This is a genomic window from Antarctobacter aquimaris, assembly GCF_900184945.1.
GTDB lineage: Bacteria > Pseudomonadota > Alphaproteobacteria > Rhodobacterales > Rhodobacteraceae > Maliponia > Maliponia aquimaris.
Map to the genome: position 1 here is coordinate 272,667 of NZ_FXYF01000005.1, position 16,022 is coordinate 288,688.

Sequence of the window (16,022 nt, forward strand, 5' to 3'; positions counted from 1 at the left end):
GCATTTTGATGGCAAGGACCAATCGGCGTTCGGGAAGAGGAGAGTCGCCGTGTTCGCAATGCGTATCAGATCCCTTCGCGGTACACACTGGCTGGCCTTTTTCGCCGTGCTGCTGGTGTGCTGGGGCCTGCTGTTCGCGATGTCGGTGCCGTCGGACCTGCGTGCGCTCGAATCGACCTATGGCGCGGCCTTCGTCGACTTCCTGTGCAGCGGCGCGCTGGGGGCGCAGGGGTTCGCCGGGGCCTTTGCCATGTGGGCGCTGATGAGTGCCGCGATGATGGCGCCGACGGCCCTGCCCGCGCTGGCCACCTACGATGATCTCTCACATGCGACCAGCACCAACTTCGGCAGGCTGGTGGGCGGCTACCTGGCCGCCTGGCTGGGCTTTTCTCTGCTGGCGGCGCTCATGCAGGTGGGGCTGTTCCGTCTTGGCCTGATCGGCGCGCTGGGGCAAAGCCTGTCGGTGCCGCTGACCGCCGCCCTGCTGATCGGCGCAGGGGTCTACCAGTTCAGCGCAATCAAGGCCGCCTGCCTGTCGCGCTGCCGCGCGCCGCTGACCTTCTTCATGCAGCACTGGGACGAAGGCCCGTTCCGCAACGGGTTGCGCATGGGGCTGGACTGCGTCGGCTGCTGCTGGGCGCTGATGCTGCTGGGCTTTGTCGGCGGGACCATGAACCTGGTGTTCATGGGGCTGGCGATGCTGCTGATGACGCTGGAAAAACTGCCCGACCTCGGGCGCTACGTGACAAATCCGCTGGGCGTGGCGCTGATTGCCGCCGGCCTCGCGCTCCCCCTTATCTGACACCTTCCGAACCCATAGGAGACACCGATGGCCCTGGACGCGACCACCATTCCCGACTGGAGGATCAAGGGCGAGTTGATCCTCAACTGCAACTGCACCGTGTTCTGCCCCTGCGTCGTGTCGCTGGGCAAGCACCCGCCGACCGAAGGCTATTGCCAGACCTGGGGCGGCGTGCGCATCGACGAGGGCAGCTTTGGCGACGTGGATCTGTCGGGGCTGAACATCGGCCTGCTGATCGAGATCCCCGGCATGATGGGGCGCGGCAACTGGAAGGCGGCGGTCTTTGTCGACGACCGTGCCAGCGAGGCCGCGCACAAGGCGCTGGTCGACATCTTCAGCGGCGCGGCGCGCGGCACCACCGGGCTGTTCGGCGTGCTGGTCAGCGAGTTCCTCGGCGCCGAATCCGCCCCTGTCACCTACGAGAACGACGGCGACACCCGCCGCCTGACCGTGGGCCGCAAGATCCAGGGCGAGGTGATCCCGGTCAAGGACGCCAAGGGCCGCGAGACCACGATCAAGAACACCGACTACTGGATGGGCCCCGACGTCGTCGTGGGCACCGCGACCAAGGGCAAGGTGCGCGCCTTTGGCCGGGTCTGGGATTTCGACGGCCGCTCGGCCGAGATCTGCCAGATCGACTGGCACGGACCGCGCTGAGCGCCCCCCTGAACAGCAACCGTGTCGAGGACCTGGAGCAACACCCGATGGCACTGATCTCTCCCTCGCGCAGGCTGCGCCGCACGCCCTTTTCCGAAGGCGTCGAGGCCGCCGGCGTCAAGGCCTACACCGTCTACAACCACATGCTGCTGCCGACGGTGTTCCGCTCGGTGCAGGAGGATTACCACCACCTCAAGCAGGCGGTGCAGGTCTGGGACGTGGCCTGCGAACGCCAGGTCGAACTGCGCGGACCCGACGCCAGCCGCCTGATGCAGCTGCTGACGCCGCGCGACATGCGCGGGATGCTGCCCGGGCAGTGTTTCTATGTCCCCATCGTGGACGAGACCGGCGGCATGCTGAACGACCCGGTCGCCGTCAAGCTGGCCGAAGACCGCTGGTGGATCTCGATCGCCGACAGTGACCTGCTCTACTGGGTCAAGGGGCTGGCCTACGGCTACCGTCTGGACGTGCTGATCGACGAACCGGACGTGTCGCCGCTGGCGGTGCAGGGGCCGCGCGCCGATGACCTGATGGCCGCCGTCTTTGGCGACCAGGTGGGCAAGATCCGTTTCTTCCGCTTTGCGGTGATGAGCTTCCAGGGCCGCGACATGGTGATCGCGCGCTCGGGGTATTCCAAGCAGGGCGGGTTCGAGATCTACGTCGAGGGCGGCGACATCGGAATGCCGCTGTGGAACGCGCTGATGGAGGCGGGCCGCGACATGGACGTGCGCGCGGGCTGCCCCAACCTGATCGAGCGGATCGAGGGCGGGCTGCTGTCCTACGGCAACGACATGACCGACGACAACACCCCGCACGAATGCGGGCTGGGCAAGTTCTGCAACACGCAGACCGCCATCGGCTGCATCGGCCGCGATGCGCTGTTGCGGGTCGCCAAGGAAGGCCCGGTCAAGCAGATCCGCGCCATCGACATTCCCGGCGCCCCGGTGCCGGGCTGTGACCGCTGGTGGCCGCTAAGGGCCGGGGACAAGACCGTGGGCCGCGTGTCCTCGGCCGCGTTCTCGCCGGACTACGACACCAACGTCGCCATCGGCATGGTGCGCATGACCCATTGGGACGACGGCACCGAGCTGACGGTCGAGGCGCCCGACGGCCCGCGCCCGGCCTTCGTACGAGAGAAATTCTGGATCTAGGGGAAATACCGATGTTCAAGGCACTGCTTGTCGAGAAGGACGCCGAGGGCAAGACCTCGGCCTCTGTCACCGAGGTCAGCGAAGACCAGCTGCCCGAGGGCGAGGTTACCGTCGCCGTCGAGTATTCGACCGTCAACTACAAGGACGGGCTCTGCATCGGCCCGGGCGGCGGGCTGGTCCGCACCTACCCGCATGTGCCCGGCATCGACTTTGCCGGCACGGTCGAAAGCTCCTCGGACGACCGCTACAAACCCGGCGACAAGGTGGTGCTGACCGGCTGGCGCGTGGGTGAGAACCGCTGGGGCGGTTACGCCGAAAAGGCGCGGGTCAAGGCGGACATGCTGGTGCCGCTGCCCGAGGGCCTGACCACCCGGCAGGCCATGGCCGTGGGCACCGCTGGTCTGACCGCGATGCTGGCGGTGATGGCGCTGGAGGATCACGGCATCAAGGACGGCCCGGTGCTGGTCACCGGGGCGGCCGGCGGGGTCGGCTCGGTCGCGGTGGCGCTGCTGGCCAGCCTGGGCCACGAGGTCGCCGCCGTCACCGGCCGGCCGGACCAGGCGGACTACCTGAAGGGTCTCGGCGCGACGCAGATCGTCGCCCGCGAGGACCTGACCGAGGTCACGAAGAAACCGCTGGAGGCCGAACAGTGGGGCGGCTGCGTCGATGCGGTGGCCGGGGCGACGCTGGGCCGCGTGCTGAAGCAGATGAAATACGGCGCCAGCGTCGCCGCCATCGGCCTGGCTGGCGGGGCGGCGATCGAGGGGGCGCTGATCACCCCCTTCATCCTGCGCGGCGTAAACCTGTTGGGCATCGACAGCGTCATGCAGCCCTATGACAAACGCGTCCGGGCCTGGCAGCGCATCGCCCGCGACCTGCCGATGGACCGGCTGGAAACCATGGTGCAGCCCGCCACGCTGGCCGACCTGCCCCGGCTGGGCAAGGAGATCCTCAAGGGCCAGGTCAAGGGGCGCGTCGTCGTCGACATCCGCGCCTGACGGGTAGACAGGATAGGCCCCGGGCGGAACACGCCTGCCCGGGGTCTCCCAGGTCCGCGCGGGGTTGACGGCGGGCGCGCGGCGGTCATGCTGGGACCGGCGGCAGGAGAGGCACCCATGAAGTATTCGGCCAACCTCGGATTTCTCTGGACGGAACTGCCGCTGCCCGACGCGATCCGCGCGGCGGCGGCCGCCGGGTTCGACGCGGTGGAATGCCACTGGCCCTACGACACCCCGGCCGAAGAGGTCGCCGCGGCGCTGGCCGAGACCGGGCTGCCGATGCTGGGCCTGAACACACGCCGCGGGCAACCCGGTGAGGCCGGCCTTGCCGCGCTGCCGGGGCGCGAGCGCGACGCCCGCGCCGCCATCGTCGAGGCCATCGCCTACGCCGACGCCATCGACGCCGGCGCGATCCATGTCATGGCGGGCACCGTCTCCGGTCCCGAGGCACAGGCGCAGTTCGAGGCCAACCTGCGCCATGCCTGCGCCGCGACCCCGCGCACCATCCTGATCGAACCGCTGAACCGCCACGATGCGCCGGGCTACTTCCTCAACAGCACCGACCAGGCGCGGGCGATCATCGACGCGCTGGCGCTGCCGAACCTCAAGCTGATGTTCGACTGTTACCATGTCGGGCGGACCGAAGGCGACATCACCACGCGGCTGGCCGACCTGCTGCCGGTGATCGGCCACGTCCAGTTCGCCGCCGTGCCGGACCGCGGCGCACCGGATCATGGCGAGGTGAACTATGCCTTTGTCTTCGGCGAAATCGCGCGGCTGGGCTGGCAGCCCCCCCTTGGCGCGGAATACCGCCCGGGCGGGCCGACAGAGCGCAGCCTTGGCTGGATGACCACCCTCTGAGCGTGTGACCCGGGATCGCTCAGCCGGCGCGTGACCGCCTGGCCGCGTCCTCCATGGCGCCGCAGATCGCCCGCAGATACTCCAGCGTGTCGCTGGTGGCGCCGGCCAGCAGGCTGGCCGCCTCGGGTGCCACCGACAACCGCCCGTCGCCAGCCCGCAGCACCAGCCCCTTGTCCTGAAGGATCGACACCTTGCGGCGCACGGTTTCGCGCGGAATGCGGGCATAGTCCGCAATCGACTGCACATTGATCGGCAACTGCCGGTCCCGCCCGCCGGCCCCGCGGGTGAGTTTCTCAACGTCCGTCAGACCGGACGCCCAGTGTTCCGGCCGCGTACGCTCGCCGATGGTGGCCATGATCAGCAGCATGTCCAGGTCGCCGTCGAAATGCGCGCGCAACGCGGTCAGCAGCCGCGTGAAGGCGGACAGGTGCACCGGCCAGATCGACCCGAAGTTGTCCTTGATCAAGTCCCCGTTCGCAGGCTGGCGGTTCGGCATTGGATGTGTCCTCCGAAGGTCCGGCCATCTTCAGCGACCGACCATCTGCACGCAAGCACGCAGCTCCGACACTTCCAGGATTTGACAGGGGGCCAGGCCGCCTGACCCATCCTTTCCCGGCCGCGTCCGGCCTGTCCGCGACATCCGCGGCGCAAGGCACGCCTGGAAACGCCGGTCGGTTTACATCCTGACCCGTGCAGGCAAGAGTGGGACCCGCGTGCATCTTGCCCAGGTCAGGCTCTACCCATGCCAAATCCGTACCAGTCCCTGTCGCATACCCATTTCTGGAAGACGGCCGTTTCGGATCGCCGCGACCGGGTCCATCCGCAGGTGCAGAAATCCTTTCGCATCGCGCCCGGGCAGCGCGTCGCCACAGCCGGCAGCTGTTTTGCGCAGAACCTCGCGCGGCACCTGCGGGACAGCCCGGCGGTCTCGTTCATGGAGGCAGAACCCCTGCGGCCGGACGATCCGGTCTTTTCCGGCCGCTACGGCAACATCTACACCGCGCACCAGCTGCTCCAGCTCTTTGAAGAGGTCGAAAGCGGCGCGGTCGACAAGGGCTGCGCGATCCGGCGGCATGACGGCCGTTGGGTGGACATGCACCGCCCCTTCATCGAACCGGACGGGTTTGCCGATCCGGACGCGGTGTTCGCCGCGCGCGCGGCCCATTGCGCCGCGATCCGGCCGGTGTTCCACGAGGCTGATGTCCTTGTATTCACTCTGGGCCTGACCGAGGCGTGGCAGCACACCGCCCCCGGCCGCGTGCTGCCCGCCTGCCCCGGCATCTATTCCGACGCGCCCGCGACAGACTATGAATTCGTCAACTTCGGCTTTGCCGAGGTCAAGGCGGCCATGGAACAGTTTGCCGCCCGCCTGACCGCGGCAAACCCGGCGGTCAAGCTGCTGCTGACCGTCTCACCAGTGCCGCTGACTGCGACCTACACGCAGGATCATGTCCTAGTCGCGACGATGCACAGCAAGGCCATCCTGCGGGCCGTTAGCAGCGAACTGGCCGCCGAGATCGCGAACATCTTCTACTTCCCGTCGTACGAGATGGTGGCCAACCCCTACACCGACACCAGCGCCTTTTCCCCCGACAACCTGCGCGAGGTGACACCGGAGGCAGTGCAGGAGGTCATGCGCGTCTTTGATGCCGATTACCTCGACGTGGCGACGGCGGCGACCGCACGCGCGCACGGATCACGATTGCGTCCGGAAGAAGACGACCTGTTCTGCGACGATGTCGAAATCGAAAAGAGCATCGGTTTCTGATGAAGGTTCTCGTCGTCTCCAACTGCAACGTAAACGCGCATCACGCCTTCCTGAAGCACTTCTTCCCCGCGTGGGATCTGCGGACGGCGGGCATCACCCAGGCCCAGCAATGGCTGGCCGAAGGGCACGAGACGTTTCTCGACTTCCTTGGCGAACTCGATCTCTGCCTTGGCCTGCCCGCCTTCTTCGAGGACACCGCCCCGGACCGCTTCCGGCCAGGCGCCACGCTGATCCCCGTTCCGGGGTTCGTCTACATGGGCACGCGGCCGGATTGTTTCTGGCTGCCGGGCGTCAAGTCGCCTCTGGGCGGCGGCATCCTGCACTCCCGCATCGCGGTGTCGGCCTTCTGCATGGGCAAGAGCCTGAAAGAGACTGCCGCCCTGTTCGACGGACCGCACTACGACCGGCTGGGTTATTTCGAGGAACACGACCGCAGCCTTGATACCTGCCGACAGGTCTTTGGCCCACATGGCGTCGACGTCGACGGGCTGTTTCCACGATGGTGGGAGGCCGGCGACTTCATGTACACGCCAAACCACCCTTCCGGCGTGGTCCTCTACGACATCCTGCGCCAGCTGCTGGCCAGTCGTGGCATGCTGGACGGTCTCCCGCAGGCTGAGCTTGACGACATGCGGGGGCGATTCGACGATCCGCTGGAGCGCGGGATCCTCTGGCCCGTTTACCCCGAGATTGCCGAGCACCTGAAAGTCGCCAACCCGATCTCTGCCTGGCGCAGCAGCCTGGCCCTGGAAAAGGGCGTGACCTTTCAGCTGGAAGAGATGCTGGCCCGCAGCTTTCGCACCTTTGCCGGTTGCGACGACTTCCGCGCGCGGGCGGAACAGGCGCTTGGGGCTGAAAACATCCCGATCTATGCCGGGGATGCGCCGGCGGACGCACGGATCATCCGGGACCTCTAGCACACGGCGCAGGGACATCCGGCGCGGATCGCCCAAGTCGCCCCTGGCCAGTACGATGCGGCCTTGCCAACCCGCCCGTCCCGGGCAACTCTCGGCACATGCGCCGGATCGCCCTTCTTGCCCTGTTCCTGCTGGCCGCCTGCGGCCGCCTTCTGAGCCCGTCCGAGCAGGCGTACCTGATGGCCCTGCACGGCGAGAACCTCGACACATCAAAGATCCGCCTGGTCGACGGCAATCCCGTCGGCGCCGTCACCTACCAGATCCCGGTCCGCCCGCGCACCACCTGCCAGGAACGACTCTGGCCGCCGGTGACCGAGACGCGGACAATCACCGTGTCCCCCGCCGCGACGACGATCTTCAACAGGGTCCTGTTCCGCGAGGACGTCTATCGCCCGGATTTCCTGAAAGGCTACCCGGACCGGATCGACGTCTTTGACGCCATGCTGTTCGCTCACGAGGCGACCCACGTCTGGCAATGGCAGAACCGCAAGCTGACCGGTTACACGCCGCTCAAGGCAGCGCGCGAACACACGGTCACCCGCGACCCCTACCTGTTCGACACCGAGGTGGCGCGCGATTTCCTCGACTTCGGCTACGAGCAGCAGGGCAGCATCGTCGAGGAATACGTCTGCTGCCGCCTGCTGGACCCGCAGGCGCCGCGCACCGACCGCCTGCGCCAGATGATCGGGAGATACATGCCGATCGACCGCATCGACGCGGCCATCGACCGGCCCGTGGTGATCCTGCCCTGGAAGGACGCGCAGACGGCAGGGATCTGCCGTGTCGACGCGTCCTGACCTAGTTGTCGGTGCGCTGGATCTCCAGCAGGTAGGTCACAAGATCGACCACCGGCGGCGAGGCCAGGATTGGCTGGCCCGAAGGCGCCTTCATCGGCACGTCGAAACTGCCTTCGAAAAAACCGCCAAAGACCGGCATGGGCGAGCCATGCGCCACCAGCGGGTCACGCCCGTCGATCCGCTTGACCACCCGGATCAGCGGAAAGGTCCCGCCGTTCTGCGCGGCAAGTTCGGTCAGGTTGGTCGGCGGGATGGTCAGCACCCCGGCCATGGGACCGTCGCCGCGCCCCTCCAGCCCGTGGCAGGTGGCGCAATGGGTGTAGAAATGCGCGCGTCCGATGTCGGCGTCCTGCGCCAGCGCCGGCGCGGCCAGAAGACAGAACAAGGCAAGACGGGCAATCATGATGGTACCTCCGGTTTCCCACTGGGCAACTCTGGCACAGCCGGACGGTGCAGAACATGACGCGTATCAAGCTGGGCGCGATCCGGCGCAGCGCTATTTCAAGGACAAACGGAGATTGACCATGCGCTGGATGATCCTTGCAGGACTGCTCTGGACCGGCGCCGCCGTGGCGCAGGACACCGACCTTGAACTGGTGCTGTTGGCCGATGCCTCGGGCAGCATCGACCAGCGCGAGATCGAGTTTCAGCGCCGGGGCTACGCCGAGGCGATCACCGACGCCGAGGTGCTGGCCGCCATCGCGGGGACGGCCTATGGCAACATCGCCGTGATCTATGTCGAGTGGGCGGCGAACCAGGCGGTGGTCGCGGACTGGACGCTGATCGACGGCCCCGACAGCGCCGCTGCCTTTGCCGCCGAACTGACCGGCAAGCCGCGGCAGGCCTACGGCCGCAACGCCATAGGCGCCGCCCTGCTTGAGGCGCTGCGCCTGATGGACACCAATGCGCACGACGGCTGGCGGCGGGTGATCGACTTTTCCGGCGACAGCGTGAATTCGTTTTCCGGCCCGCCGATTGCCGAGGCCCGTGCGCAGGTGCTGGCGGCGGGCGTCACCATCAACGCCCTGCCGATCCTGCGCCCGGACGATCCGGGCCGCGCCCACGGCGGGCTGGAGGCGCTGTACGAGCAACAGATCATCGGCGGGCCCGGATCCTTTGTCGTGACCGCCGAAAGCCGCGCGAGTTTCGCCGAGGCGGTCAAGCGCAAGCTGATCCTCGAGATATCGGGCACGCAGCCCCCCGAGGATGTCGCCAGCGCCGCCCGCTAGCTGACCGCCGTCAGGTGCGCGGCGGGGTGCCCCGCCTCCTGCGGCCAGTCGGAGGGCAGACCATCGCGGCGCAGCCCGGCATGGCCCCGGCCCAGCGGGCGGGGATGGGACAGGATCTGCACGCTCTGGCCGTCGAAATCACGGAACGACAGCGTGGCGCTGCGGTTGTCGCGCTCCATCCGGTCGCGCAACAGGTGCAGGGCGATGGCCTGCCCGAGGCGAAGGTCCTGGACATTCTCCGACGGGAAATAGCCCCCCGCCACGCAGCGCAAGACCGAGATATTGGCGGCCATGCGGTCGATCTGATCCTCCAGCGCCAGAGCCGGTCCGCGGTCCCCCACCATCCGCACCTGCGCCTGGCGCGAGGTGTCGAACACCGCCTTGATCAGCGTCGCCAGCGCCCCGGCAACGATGACGTGTGCCGCAAGGTCAGAGGGGTTCAGGTGCTGCCGCGACGGCCCCGCCAAGGGCAGGAACAGCCCGCCGTCGCAGCGCTGCGGGCCGCGCAGCGCGCGGTTGGCCCGGCTGACCCAGGTCAGCAGGTTGGGCGCGGCGCTGGCCAGTTCCTCGATCGCCTCGCCATAGTCTGCCCCCTGCGGCGCCGGGCGATGGTCCTCGCGCAGCCGCCAGCCGGTCATGCGGGCGGCGGTCACGGCAGGGCGCGGCAGCCGGTCCGGCCGAACGGTCTGGAGGCGGGCAAAGCGCAGGGACAGCGACTCGGCCTCGGCCATCAGGGCCAGCAGGCGCGGACCGGTCCAGGCGCCATCAGCCGGCAATCCGCCATCCATCCCCGCCCCGCGCGCCAGAACGGCCAGCGCCGCATTGTGGAACGGACGCGCGGGCGCCGTGCGGTGCAGCGCCTCGGCCCGTGCGCCCAGGGTCACGCGGCGCGGCGCCTGCGGATGCTCTCCGGGCCGTTGCAGCCCGGCGCGGCTGTGCCGCCCGCACCAGACCAGCCAGTCCGACAGGGCGGCCGTCTCGGCCGGGGCATCCCCGGCCGGGCCGTGTCCGGCGTAGATCTCGATGTCGTTCTTCCAGAAGGCCGAGATCACCGGCCCGCCGTTGCGCAGTGCCACGCCCCCGCGCAGCAGGCTGCGCAAGGTCAGCTGACCATCGCCGTTGAGCCGCAGCGCCCGGCGATGGTCAGCTTCGCCCTGACCCGCCGGGGAGGAGTCGGCGGCGCCGGTTCCGGGCCGAGGAGCGCGGCCGTCGAACCAGCTGAGGGTTCGCAATTCACACAACAGTTCGTGCATGGTGAAACGGGTCGCCCCGTCCACACGGACCCAGCTGTGCGGGTCCACCAGCGTTTCGGGGCGCTGGTCCTGCAACAGGCCAAGCGCAAACAGCTCGGCCATGTCGGCGGCCAGTTCGGCAGGGGTCAGGCGCGGCGCGGGCGGCAGGGTGATCCGGTCACGCAGAGACGGCCCGGATCCGTTGCCCTCGATCACGTTGAAAATCCTCGCAGAAGGGGTGCCTGTCATGGTCGTATCTCCCAGGTGTGCCGTGTGTCGCCAGCCGGTGGTTGACGAAGCGTTAATCCGACCATGCGCGCCTCCCGTGAACGCAGCGCAAACGGGACGTGAAACCTGCGTGAATCCGGCGGGCAAGCCGCAGTTTCCTGGTCATGCGCCTGCTTTGGCGGCGTGAATTCTGCGCAAACCCGTGGCGGGCGGGGCCGGCTTTCTTGACCGGCCGGGCGAAACCGCCTTTGCTGGGGCCCAACGGGGCACCCACCGCCTTGCAAGGAGGTCAGCATGTCGATCACGCAGGACTGGACGGCGCCGCGCCCGCACGCCTTTCGCGATGCCTATCTCGACTGGTCGCGCCTGATCGGGATGCGCCGGGACATGCTGCCCCCCGAGCGGCCGGACGGCGGGCCGGAATACGCGCCGGTCTTTGTCCGCCTGAAACCGGGCGCCACCGCGACAGCGACACGTGCCGCGCTGCTGGCACAGGTCGAGGATGCCGTCTCGCCGCTGCTGATGGACAGCACCGAGATGGCGTTCCTTCGCGGCCGGATCGACGACCCCGAGGCACTGGCCGGGCTGCCGGACGAATACATGCTGTACCGCCGGATGGGCACGCCCGACAGCGACCACGCCAGCCTGTTCGAGGTGCTCGACACCGGGATGCCGGTGGAGATCGACACCGCCGGGCCGCTGCCCGAGCCGCCCGCCCCGGTGCCGCCCTCGCCCACACCCGGCGCGCCCATCGTGGCGATCATCGACGACGGCATCGGCTTTCTGAACGCCCGGTTCTGCCGCAGCATGACAGACGGCGGCCTGCGCAGCCGGTTCCATGGGCTTTGGCTACAGGCGCTGGAACAGCACGCCGACCGGCCGCGCGGCGCGGTTTCGGGGCGAGTGCTGGACACCGGCGCCATTGATACGCTGCTGGCGCAGGGCGACGAACGCGCCGCCTATGCGGCAATCAACGATGCGCTGTTTGCCCCCGGCACCCGCCGTGAAACCGCATACGCCACCACCCACGGCACCCATGTGCTGGACCTCGCCGCCGGGGCGGAGCCGGGCGATGCAAGCGATCCCGCGCGGGACTGGCCCCTGCTGGGTGTTCAACTGCCCGCAGAGACCATCGACGACACCTCGGGCACCTGGTTCGAAAGCTACCTGGTGCTGGGCCTGCGCTGGATCCTGCGGCAAGCGCGGCAGGTCGACGCCACCGCGCCGGTGATCGTCAACGTCTCGCTGGGTGTGCTGGCGGGGCCAAAGGACGGCTCGCGCTTTGTCGAATACCAGATGGCGCGCGAGGCGCGGCTGTGGGAAACCGTGACCGGCCAGCCGGTGCGGCTGGTCTGGGCCTTCGGCAACAGCTATCGCAGCAGCCAGGTGGCCTGCTTCGGGTTCGACGGCACGTCGGAGACGCCGCAGGCGATCACCTGGCGCGCGCAGCCCGACGACGAGACCGCCAGTTTCGTGGAGATTCACCTGCGCGGCGCAGCGTCAGACAAGCTGACCGTGGGGCTGACCTCCCCCGAGGGGCGCGACTCGGGCCTTGCGACGCTGCATCCGGGCGAGATCCGCTCGCTCGAACGGCCCGATGGGGCGGCGCTGGCGCGGATCTACCATGTCCCGGCGCGGCGCTGCGATGGCGATACCACCTGTTCCGCGCATTACGTCCTGGCGCTGGCGCCCACGCGCGGACAGAAACCGGACGAACCGGAGGCCCGCGCCGGGGCCTGGCGTATCGCGCTGCGTTGCGCGGACAAGGCCGATGTGCTGGTGCAGGTCCAGCGCGATGACGCGATCCGCGGCAGCGAGGTGCGCGGGCGGCAATCCTACCTCGACCACCGCGCCGCCTATGACTGGGACCCGCTCCGCGCCGCCTATGTCGCGCCGGGAGCGGGGCCGATCACCGATGACGGCTGTCACAGCGCGCTGGTCACCGCGCCGGCGCGGCAGGTATTGGCCGTGGGTGCGGCCCGGCAGGTCGGAATCGACCCCGCCACCGAGATCGGCGCCTATCGGCCCGCCGCTTATTCCGGACAGGGCGCGCCCTGGTCGGTCGAGGGGCCAACGGCCGCGACGGTGGCTGGCATCGGGGCCTTTTTCGGCGGTGTCCGCGCGGCGGGCACGCTGACCGGCAGCACACGGCGCCTAGCCGGTACCAGCGCCGCAGCTGGCCGGATGACTCGGGCGCTGGCGTTGTCCGCGGCCCTGATCACGGAAAACGCCGCCAAGCCTGGCACCTGGCAGATCGACGATCTGGACCCCGACAAGGTGGGCCTGATCCCCACCGGCGGCCTGCATGCCCGGCTGGGCGAGGCGGTGATCGACCTGCCCGAGGCGCTGCCCGCCTGCTGAGGGCCGTTCAGGTCACAAGCCTACCATTCGTCGCGCGCCGTCTGCCACATCTCGCGCAGCCAGCCGGGCACCAGCCCCGAAGGCAGCGACAGGGTGTCGGTCGTGACAACCGCGCTGTCCCCCAGCGCGGCGCTCAGGTCGCCCAAGGTGAAATCGCCCGTGTAACCCGCACCGTGGAACACACGCGTCCGGGTCTGCCCGGTCTCGTCCAGCAGGTTCAGCAGCGCCTCGACAACCGTTACACCCAGCACCGCCCCGGCCATGCTGTCGGTCGGGAAATGCACCCCCGCCACGGTGCGGTTCATCGCGATCCGCTCGGCGTGGCGGTAGAGTTCGTTGCGCTCGGCGATCTGGACCACCGGGTCGACTGCCACGTTGAGAAACAGCCGCGACAGCAGCGTCGCGCAGGCAAAGGATTCGGTCGCATGGCCCGATGGCCACGATCCGTGCCCCGGCGTCTGGATCATTGGCTGCACCTTGCGCGACATGGCGATGGGGCGGGCGACGTCGAACCCGTGTTTCAGCGGCATCTCGACCGCCGTGCACAGCCGCAGCATCGCCTGGTTCAGCGCCAGCGTCCATTTCGTCGCGTCCGGGGACATGTAGCCGATCAGGCCGAAAAAGCTCTGGATGTCGCCGGTCTGCATGATGATTTCGGACAAACGGTCACCGCGCAGGTCGGCGTAGGTGCGCAGGTAGTGCAGTTGCTTGTCCGCCAGAAAGGCGTTGGTCGGCGCCTCCAGCGTCACCAGCGGCTGACCGCCCAGCGACACGGTGCCCGTCGCGGGCGTTGTCCCGTTCGCCGGCGTGAGCCTGACCGAGAACAGCCCCGTCAGGCAGGCGTCGATCACCGCGCGGCGCGGTCCCGTCGCCATCGCCTTGAGCGCGTCCCAACTGCCGCGCCCCTCCTGTTTCGGCGTGCGGTCGGCCGTCCCATCCCAGTGTCCCACGGTGCCATCGCGCGCCATGCCCAAGGCCGCGCTGGTAAAGGTGCTGTCCGGCCCGCCCTGGGAATTCTCGGCCGCCTGGCTGTTTTGCGAGTTCTGGGAATTTTGTGAATTCTGCGAGTTTTGTGAATTCTGGGAGTTCTGGCTGTTCTGGGAATTGTATGGTCCGGAGACGGGCATGGCATCCTCTTGCTTTGCGGCGAAGTGTCGGGAAGCGCCGCATGCAGGTCAAAGCCTATCTGACGGCCAGGCAAATCATTAACGATAAATTCACGTCCGTTGCGAGGCGACCGCGTGAATGCTAGCTTTCGTTTTAACGCAACAGGATACCGCATGCCAAGGGACACGGACACCAGGATTGCCATTGCCGTGCTCGGGCCTTTCCAGGTCCGGGACGCGGCGGGCGTTGCGCTGACCGTGAAGGGCGCCAAGAACCAGGCGCTGCTGGCGATGTTGGCTCTCAGCCCCGAGATGACCCGCCCGCGCCGCTGGATCGAGGACAAGCTGTGGTCGACCTTTGGCCCGGAACAGGCCAGCGCCAACCTGCGCCAGGCCCTGTCCAAGCTGCGCAGCGCGCTGGGCCCGGCCGAAGACGTGCTGATCGCCGACCGCAGCTGTGTCCGGCTGGACCCCCGCCGGGTCCGCGTCGACCTGCTTGAGGAGGTCATCCCCGAGGACGAACGGATCGAGCTGTTGCAGGGCATGGACGTCCGCGACCCCGAGTTCGAGGACTGGCTGCGGCAGGAACGCGGCGCGTTGCAGCAGACGCTGGCCAAGGCGACACCCTCGGAAAGCCGCGGCATCCTGATCAACTGCCGTGCCACGGCCGAGGCCCCAGGCCGCGACCAGATGCTGGGCGAGGTGCTGGCCAACCAGATCGGCGAGAACATCGCCGAGCAGGTCCGCGCCTGGCGGCAGTCCGAGACGGACATGCCCCTGCCCGACTCTGCGCCGATGAGCGATATCCTGGTCAGCACCCAGCTGATGCCCAACGGCAGCGGCGGGCACGCCCTGTTCATCAAGGCCACGCACCAGCCCAGCGCCCGGATCCTCTATTCCAAACTGCAACAGCTTGACCGGCTGGAGGACATCCTGACCTCCGAGATCGACGTGTCGCGCACCGTTTTCGAGGCGGCCGACCAGATCATCGGCAAGCTGCCGCACGTGCTGGACAAGGACCGCCCCGAGGCCCGTTCGACCGCGCTGTCGCGGCTGGGGCTCTATCGCATGTTCAGCTTTGAAAAGGACGCCCTGCGCGAGGCCTACGGCCTGATGGACCAGGCTTTCAAGCGGGACGAGAACGGCGTCTACCTGGCCTGGGCCAGCATGATCCGCCTGACCCAGATGATGGAGATGGCCGAAGAGGACCAGCAGCCCCTGCTGGAAGAGGCGGTCGAGCTGCATTACCGCGCGATGGAACTGGCCCCTGACAACGTGCTGGTCCATGCCATCGTGTCCAAGGTGCGCGGCACCGCGCTGGGCGATACCGCCGGGGTGCTGGACCTGGCGCAGAACGCGGTGGAGCGGAACCCGGCCAACGCCTTTGCCTGGCGGTCGCTGGCGGATGCGCTGATGCTGTCCGGGGACCCTGAAGGCGCGTTCAAGGCCTCGGACCGGGCGTGCCGGATCGCCCGCACCTCGCCGTTCAAGCATTACTGGGACGTCGGGCATTGCATCATCTCGATCGCCTGCAATCGCCCGCATCAGGCCATCGAGGCCGGCGAAGCGGCGGCGCGCAATGCCCCCCTGTCGCGCCCCGCGCACCGGCACCTGCTGGCGCTCTACGCGCTGGAGGGCCGGCTCGACAAGGCGCAGGCCGTCGCGGAAAAACTGGCCAAGATCGAACCGGGCTTCAGCCTGGACCGGCTGGTGAACGACGACAGCTACCCGGTGCGGACCCTGCGCAACAAGGGGTTGCTGGAGCCGATCCGCGCTCTACTCTAGGGCGAAACAAGGTCGATATCGGTCGACAAACGGGCGTCAGACCGGCTTGTCGGCGCGAAAAACCCGGATTGTTTACGTTTCCCCACAAATCCGGCCAATTTGCGTCACATTTTCCATGTTTCTGGAGATG

At 68.2% G+C, this 16,022-nt stretch carries 16 protein-coding genes; 12 read left to right on the forward strand and 4 right to left on the reverse strand.

The window, feature by feature from the left end:
* Positions 1 to 58: 58 nt before the first annotated feature.
* The 5 genes from MAA8898_RS11430 to MAA8898_RS11450 all read left to right on the forward strand — a co-directional run bounded on the left by MAA8898_RS11430 (position 59) and on the right by MAA8898_RS11450 (position 4,469).
* The gene (locus tag MAA8898_RS11430) at positions 59 to 802 is read left to right on the forward strand and encodes a DUF2182 domain-containing protein (protein ID WP_094021141.1); all 744 of its coding nucleotides are present in this window, start codon (positions 59 to 61) and stop codon (positions 800 to 802) included.
* Positions 803 to 829: 27 nt separating this feature from the next.
* The gene (locus MAA8898_RS11435) at positions 830 to 1,459 is read left to right on the forward strand and encodes a DUF1326 domain-containing protein (RefSeq protein WP_094021142.1); all 630 of its coding nucleotides are present in this window, start codon (positions 830 to 832) and stop codon (positions 1,457 to 1,459) included.
* 47 nt (positions 1,460 to 1,506) lie between these two features.
* Complete coding sequence (locus MAA8898_RS11440) at positions 1,507 to 2,610, forward strand: dimethylsulfoniopropionate demethylase (RefSeq protein ID WP_094021143.1); 1,104 nt, start codon at positions 1,507 to 1,509, stop codon at positions 2,608 to 2,610.
* An 11-nt stretch (positions 2,611 to 2,621) separates the two neighbouring features.
* Complete coding sequence (locus tag MAA8898_RS11445; protein ID WP_094021144.1) at positions 2,622 to 3,608, forward strand: MDR family oxidoreductase; 987 nt, start codon at positions 2,622 to 2,624, stop codon at positions 3,606 to 3,608.
* Between the two features lie 117 nt (positions 3,609 to 3,725).
* The gene (locus tag MAA8898_RS11450; RefSeq protein ID WP_094021145.1) at positions 3,726 to 4,469 is read left to right on the forward strand and encodes a hydroxypyruvate isomerase family protein; all 744 of its coding nucleotides are present in this window, start codon (positions 3,726 to 3,728) and stop codon (positions 4,467 to 4,469) included.
* A gap of 19 nt (positions 4,470 to 4,488) precedes the next feature.
* Here MAA8898_RS11450 and MAA8898_RS11455 read toward each other — a convergent pair whose 3' ends face one another.
* Complete coding sequence (locus tag MAA8898_RS11455; protein ID WP_141194833.1) at positions 4,489 to 4,935, reverse strand: helix-turn-helix domain-containing protein; 447 nt, start codon at positions 4,933 to 4,935, stop codon at positions 4,489 to 4,491.
* A 276-nt stretch (positions 4,936 to 5,211) separates the two neighbouring features.
* Between MAA8898_RS11455 and MAA8898_RS11460 the strand changes: the two genes are divergently transcribed.
* The 3 genes from MAA8898_RS11460 to MAA8898_RS11470 all read left to right on the forward strand — a co-directional run bounded on the left by MAA8898_RS11460 (position 5,212) and on the right by MAA8898_RS11470 (position 7,951).
* A complete protein-coding gene (locus tag MAA8898_RS11460) occupies positions 5,212 to 6,237 on the forward strand; it encodes a GSCFA domain-containing protein (RefSeq protein ID WP_094021147.1) in 1,026 nt (341 codons plus the stop codon).
* Positions 6,237 to 7,154, forward strand: coding sequence for a WcbI family polysaccharide biosynthesis putative acetyltransferase (locus MAA8898_RS11465; RefSeq protein ID WP_094021148.1), 918 nt, complete (start codon positions 6,237 to 6,239; stop codon positions 7,152 to 7,154). The genes MAA8898_RS11460 and MAA8898_RS11465 overlap by 1 nt, the downstream gene beginning before the upstream one ends.
* 98 nt (positions 7,155 to 7,252) lie before the next feature.
* Positions 7,253 to 7,951, forward strand: coding sequence for a hypothetical protein (locus MAA8898_RS11470; protein WP_094021149.1), 699 nt, complete (start codon positions 7,253 to 7,255; stop codon positions 7,949 to 7,951).
* 1 nt (position 7,952) lies between these two features.
* Here the strand turns inward: MAA8898_RS11470 and MAA8898_RS11475 are convergent, their stop codons facing one another.
* The gene (locus MAA8898_RS11475) at positions 7,953 to 8,354 is read right to left on the reverse strand and encodes a c-type cytochrome (protein ID WP_094021150.1); all 402 of its coding nucleotides are present in this window, start codon (positions 8,352 to 8,354) and stop codon (positions 7,953 to 7,955) included.
* 121 nt (positions 8,355 to 8,475) lie between these two features.
* Between MAA8898_RS11475 and MAA8898_RS11480 the strand changes: the two genes are divergently transcribed.
* The gene (locus MAA8898_RS11480) at positions 8,476 to 9,180 is read left to right on the forward strand and encodes a DUF1194 domain-containing protein (RefSeq protein WP_094021151.1); all 705 of its coding nucleotides are present in this window, start codon (positions 8,476 to 8,478) and stop codon (positions 9,178 to 9,180) included.
* On the opposite strand, the gene MAA8898_RS11485 is transcribed toward MAA8898_RS11480, so the two are convergent.
* A complete protein-coding gene (locus MAA8898_RS11485; protein ID WP_141194834.1) occupies positions 9,177 to 10,661 on the reverse strand; it encodes a bromoperoxidase in 1,485 nt (494 codons plus the stop codon). The genes MAA8898_RS11480 and MAA8898_RS11485 overlap by 4 nt on opposite strands.
* Positions 10,662 to 10,934: 273 nt before the next feature.
* On the opposite strand from MAA8898_RS11485, the gene MAA8898_RS11490 reads away from it, so the two are divergent.
* A complete protein-coding gene (locus MAA8898_RS11490) occupies positions 10,935 to 13,001 on the forward strand; it encodes a S8/S53 family peptidase (protein ID WP_094021153.1) in 2,067 nt (688 codons plus the stop codon).
* Between the two features lie 20 nt (positions 13,002 to 13,021).
* Here MAA8898_RS11490 and MAA8898_RS11495 read toward each other — a convergent pair whose 3' ends face one another.
* Positions 13,022 to 13,969 (reverse strand): phosphatase PAP2 family protein, encoded by a 948-nt coding sequence (locus MAA8898_RS11495; RefSeq protein ID WP_094021216.1) that lies wholly within the window; start codon positions 13,967 to 13,969, stop codon positions 13,022 to 13,024.
* Here MAA8898_RS11495 and MAA8898_RS25785 point away from each other — a divergent pair.
* A complete protein-coding gene (locus MAA8898_RS25785) occupies positions 13,968 to 14,210 on the forward strand; it encodes a hypothetical protein (protein ID WP_141194835.1) in 243 nt (80 codons plus the stop codon). The genes MAA8898_RS11495 and MAA8898_RS25785 overlap by 2 nt on opposite strands.
* Positions 14,211 to 14,281: 71 nt before the next feature.
* Positions 14,282 to 15,892, forward strand: a complete 1,611-nt coding sequence (locus MAA8898_RS11500; RefSeq protein ID WP_094021154.1) for an AfsR/SARP family transcriptional regulator — start codon at positions 14,282 to 14,284, stop codon at positions 15,890 to 15,892.
* Positions 15,893 to 16,022: the final 130 nt, after the last annotated feature.

What these genes read in the sequence shown, in the direction of transcription:
- MAA8898_RS11430 (WP_094021141.1), top strand. Translation starts at nt 59, where the DNA reads ATGCGTATCAGATCCCTTCGCGGTACACACTGGCTGGCCTTTTTCGCC.
- MAA8898_RS11435 (WP_094021142.1), top strand. Translation starts at nt 830, where the DNA reads ATGGCCCTGGACGCGACCACCATTCCCGACTGGAGGATCAAGGGCGAG.
- MAA8898_RS11440 (WP_094021143.1), top strand. Translation starts at nt 1,507, where the DNA reads ATGGCACTGATCTCTCCCTCGCGCAGGCTGCGCCGCACGCCCTTTTCC.
- MAA8898_RS11445 (WP_094021144.1), top strand. Translation starts at nt 2,622, where the DNA reads ATGTTCAAGGCACTGCTTGTCGAGAAGGACGCCGAGGGCAAGACCTCG.
- MAA8898_RS11450 (WP_094021145.1), top strand. Translation starts at nt 3,726, where the DNA reads ATGAAGTATTCGGCCAACCTCGGATTTCTCTGGACGGAACTGCCGCTG.
- MAA8898_RS11460 (WP_094021147.1), top strand. Translation starts at nt 5,212, where the DNA reads ATGCCAAATCCGTACCAGTCCCTGTCGCATACCCATTTCTGGAAGACG.
- MAA8898_RS11465 (WP_094021148.1), top strand. Translation starts at nt 6,237, where the DNA reads ATGAAGGTTCTCGTCGTCTCCAACTGCAACGTAAACGCGCATCACGCC.
- MAA8898_RS11470 (WP_094021149.1), top strand. Translation starts at nt 7,253, where the DNA reads ATGCGCCGGATCGCCCTTCTTGCCCTGTTCCTGCTGGCCGCCTGCGGC.
- MAA8898_RS11475 (WP_094021150.1), bottom strand. Translation starts at nt 8,354, where the DNA reads ATGATTGCCCGTCTTGCCTTGTTCTGTCTTCTGGCCGCGCCGGCGCTG.
- MAA8898_RS11480 (WP_094021151.1), top strand. Translation starts at nt 8,476, where the DNA reads ATGCGCTGGATGATCCTTGCAGGACTGCTCTGGACCGGCGCCGCCGTG.
- MAA8898_RS11485 (WP_141194834.1), bottom strand. Translation starts at nt 10,661, where the DNA reads ATGACAGGCACCCCTTCTGCGAGGATTTTCAACGTGATCGAGGGCAAC.
- MAA8898_RS11490 (WP_094021153.1), top strand. Translation starts at nt 10,935, where the DNA reads ATGTCGATCACGCAGGACTGGACGGCGCCGCGCCCGCACGCCTTTCGC.
- MAA8898_RS25785 (WP_141194835.1), top strand. Translation starts at nt 13,968, where the DNA reads ATGCCCAAGGCCGCGCTGGTAAAGGTGCTGTCCGGCCCGCCCTGGGAA.
- MAA8898_RS11495 (WP_094021216.1), bottom strand. Translation starts at nt 13,969, where the DNA reads ATGGCGCGCGATGGCACCGTGGGACACTGGGATGGGACGGCCGACCGC.
- MAA8898_RS11500 (WP_094021154.1), top strand. Translation starts at nt 14,282, where the DNA reads ATGCCAAGGGACACGGACACCAGGATTGCCATTGCCGTGCTCGGGCCT.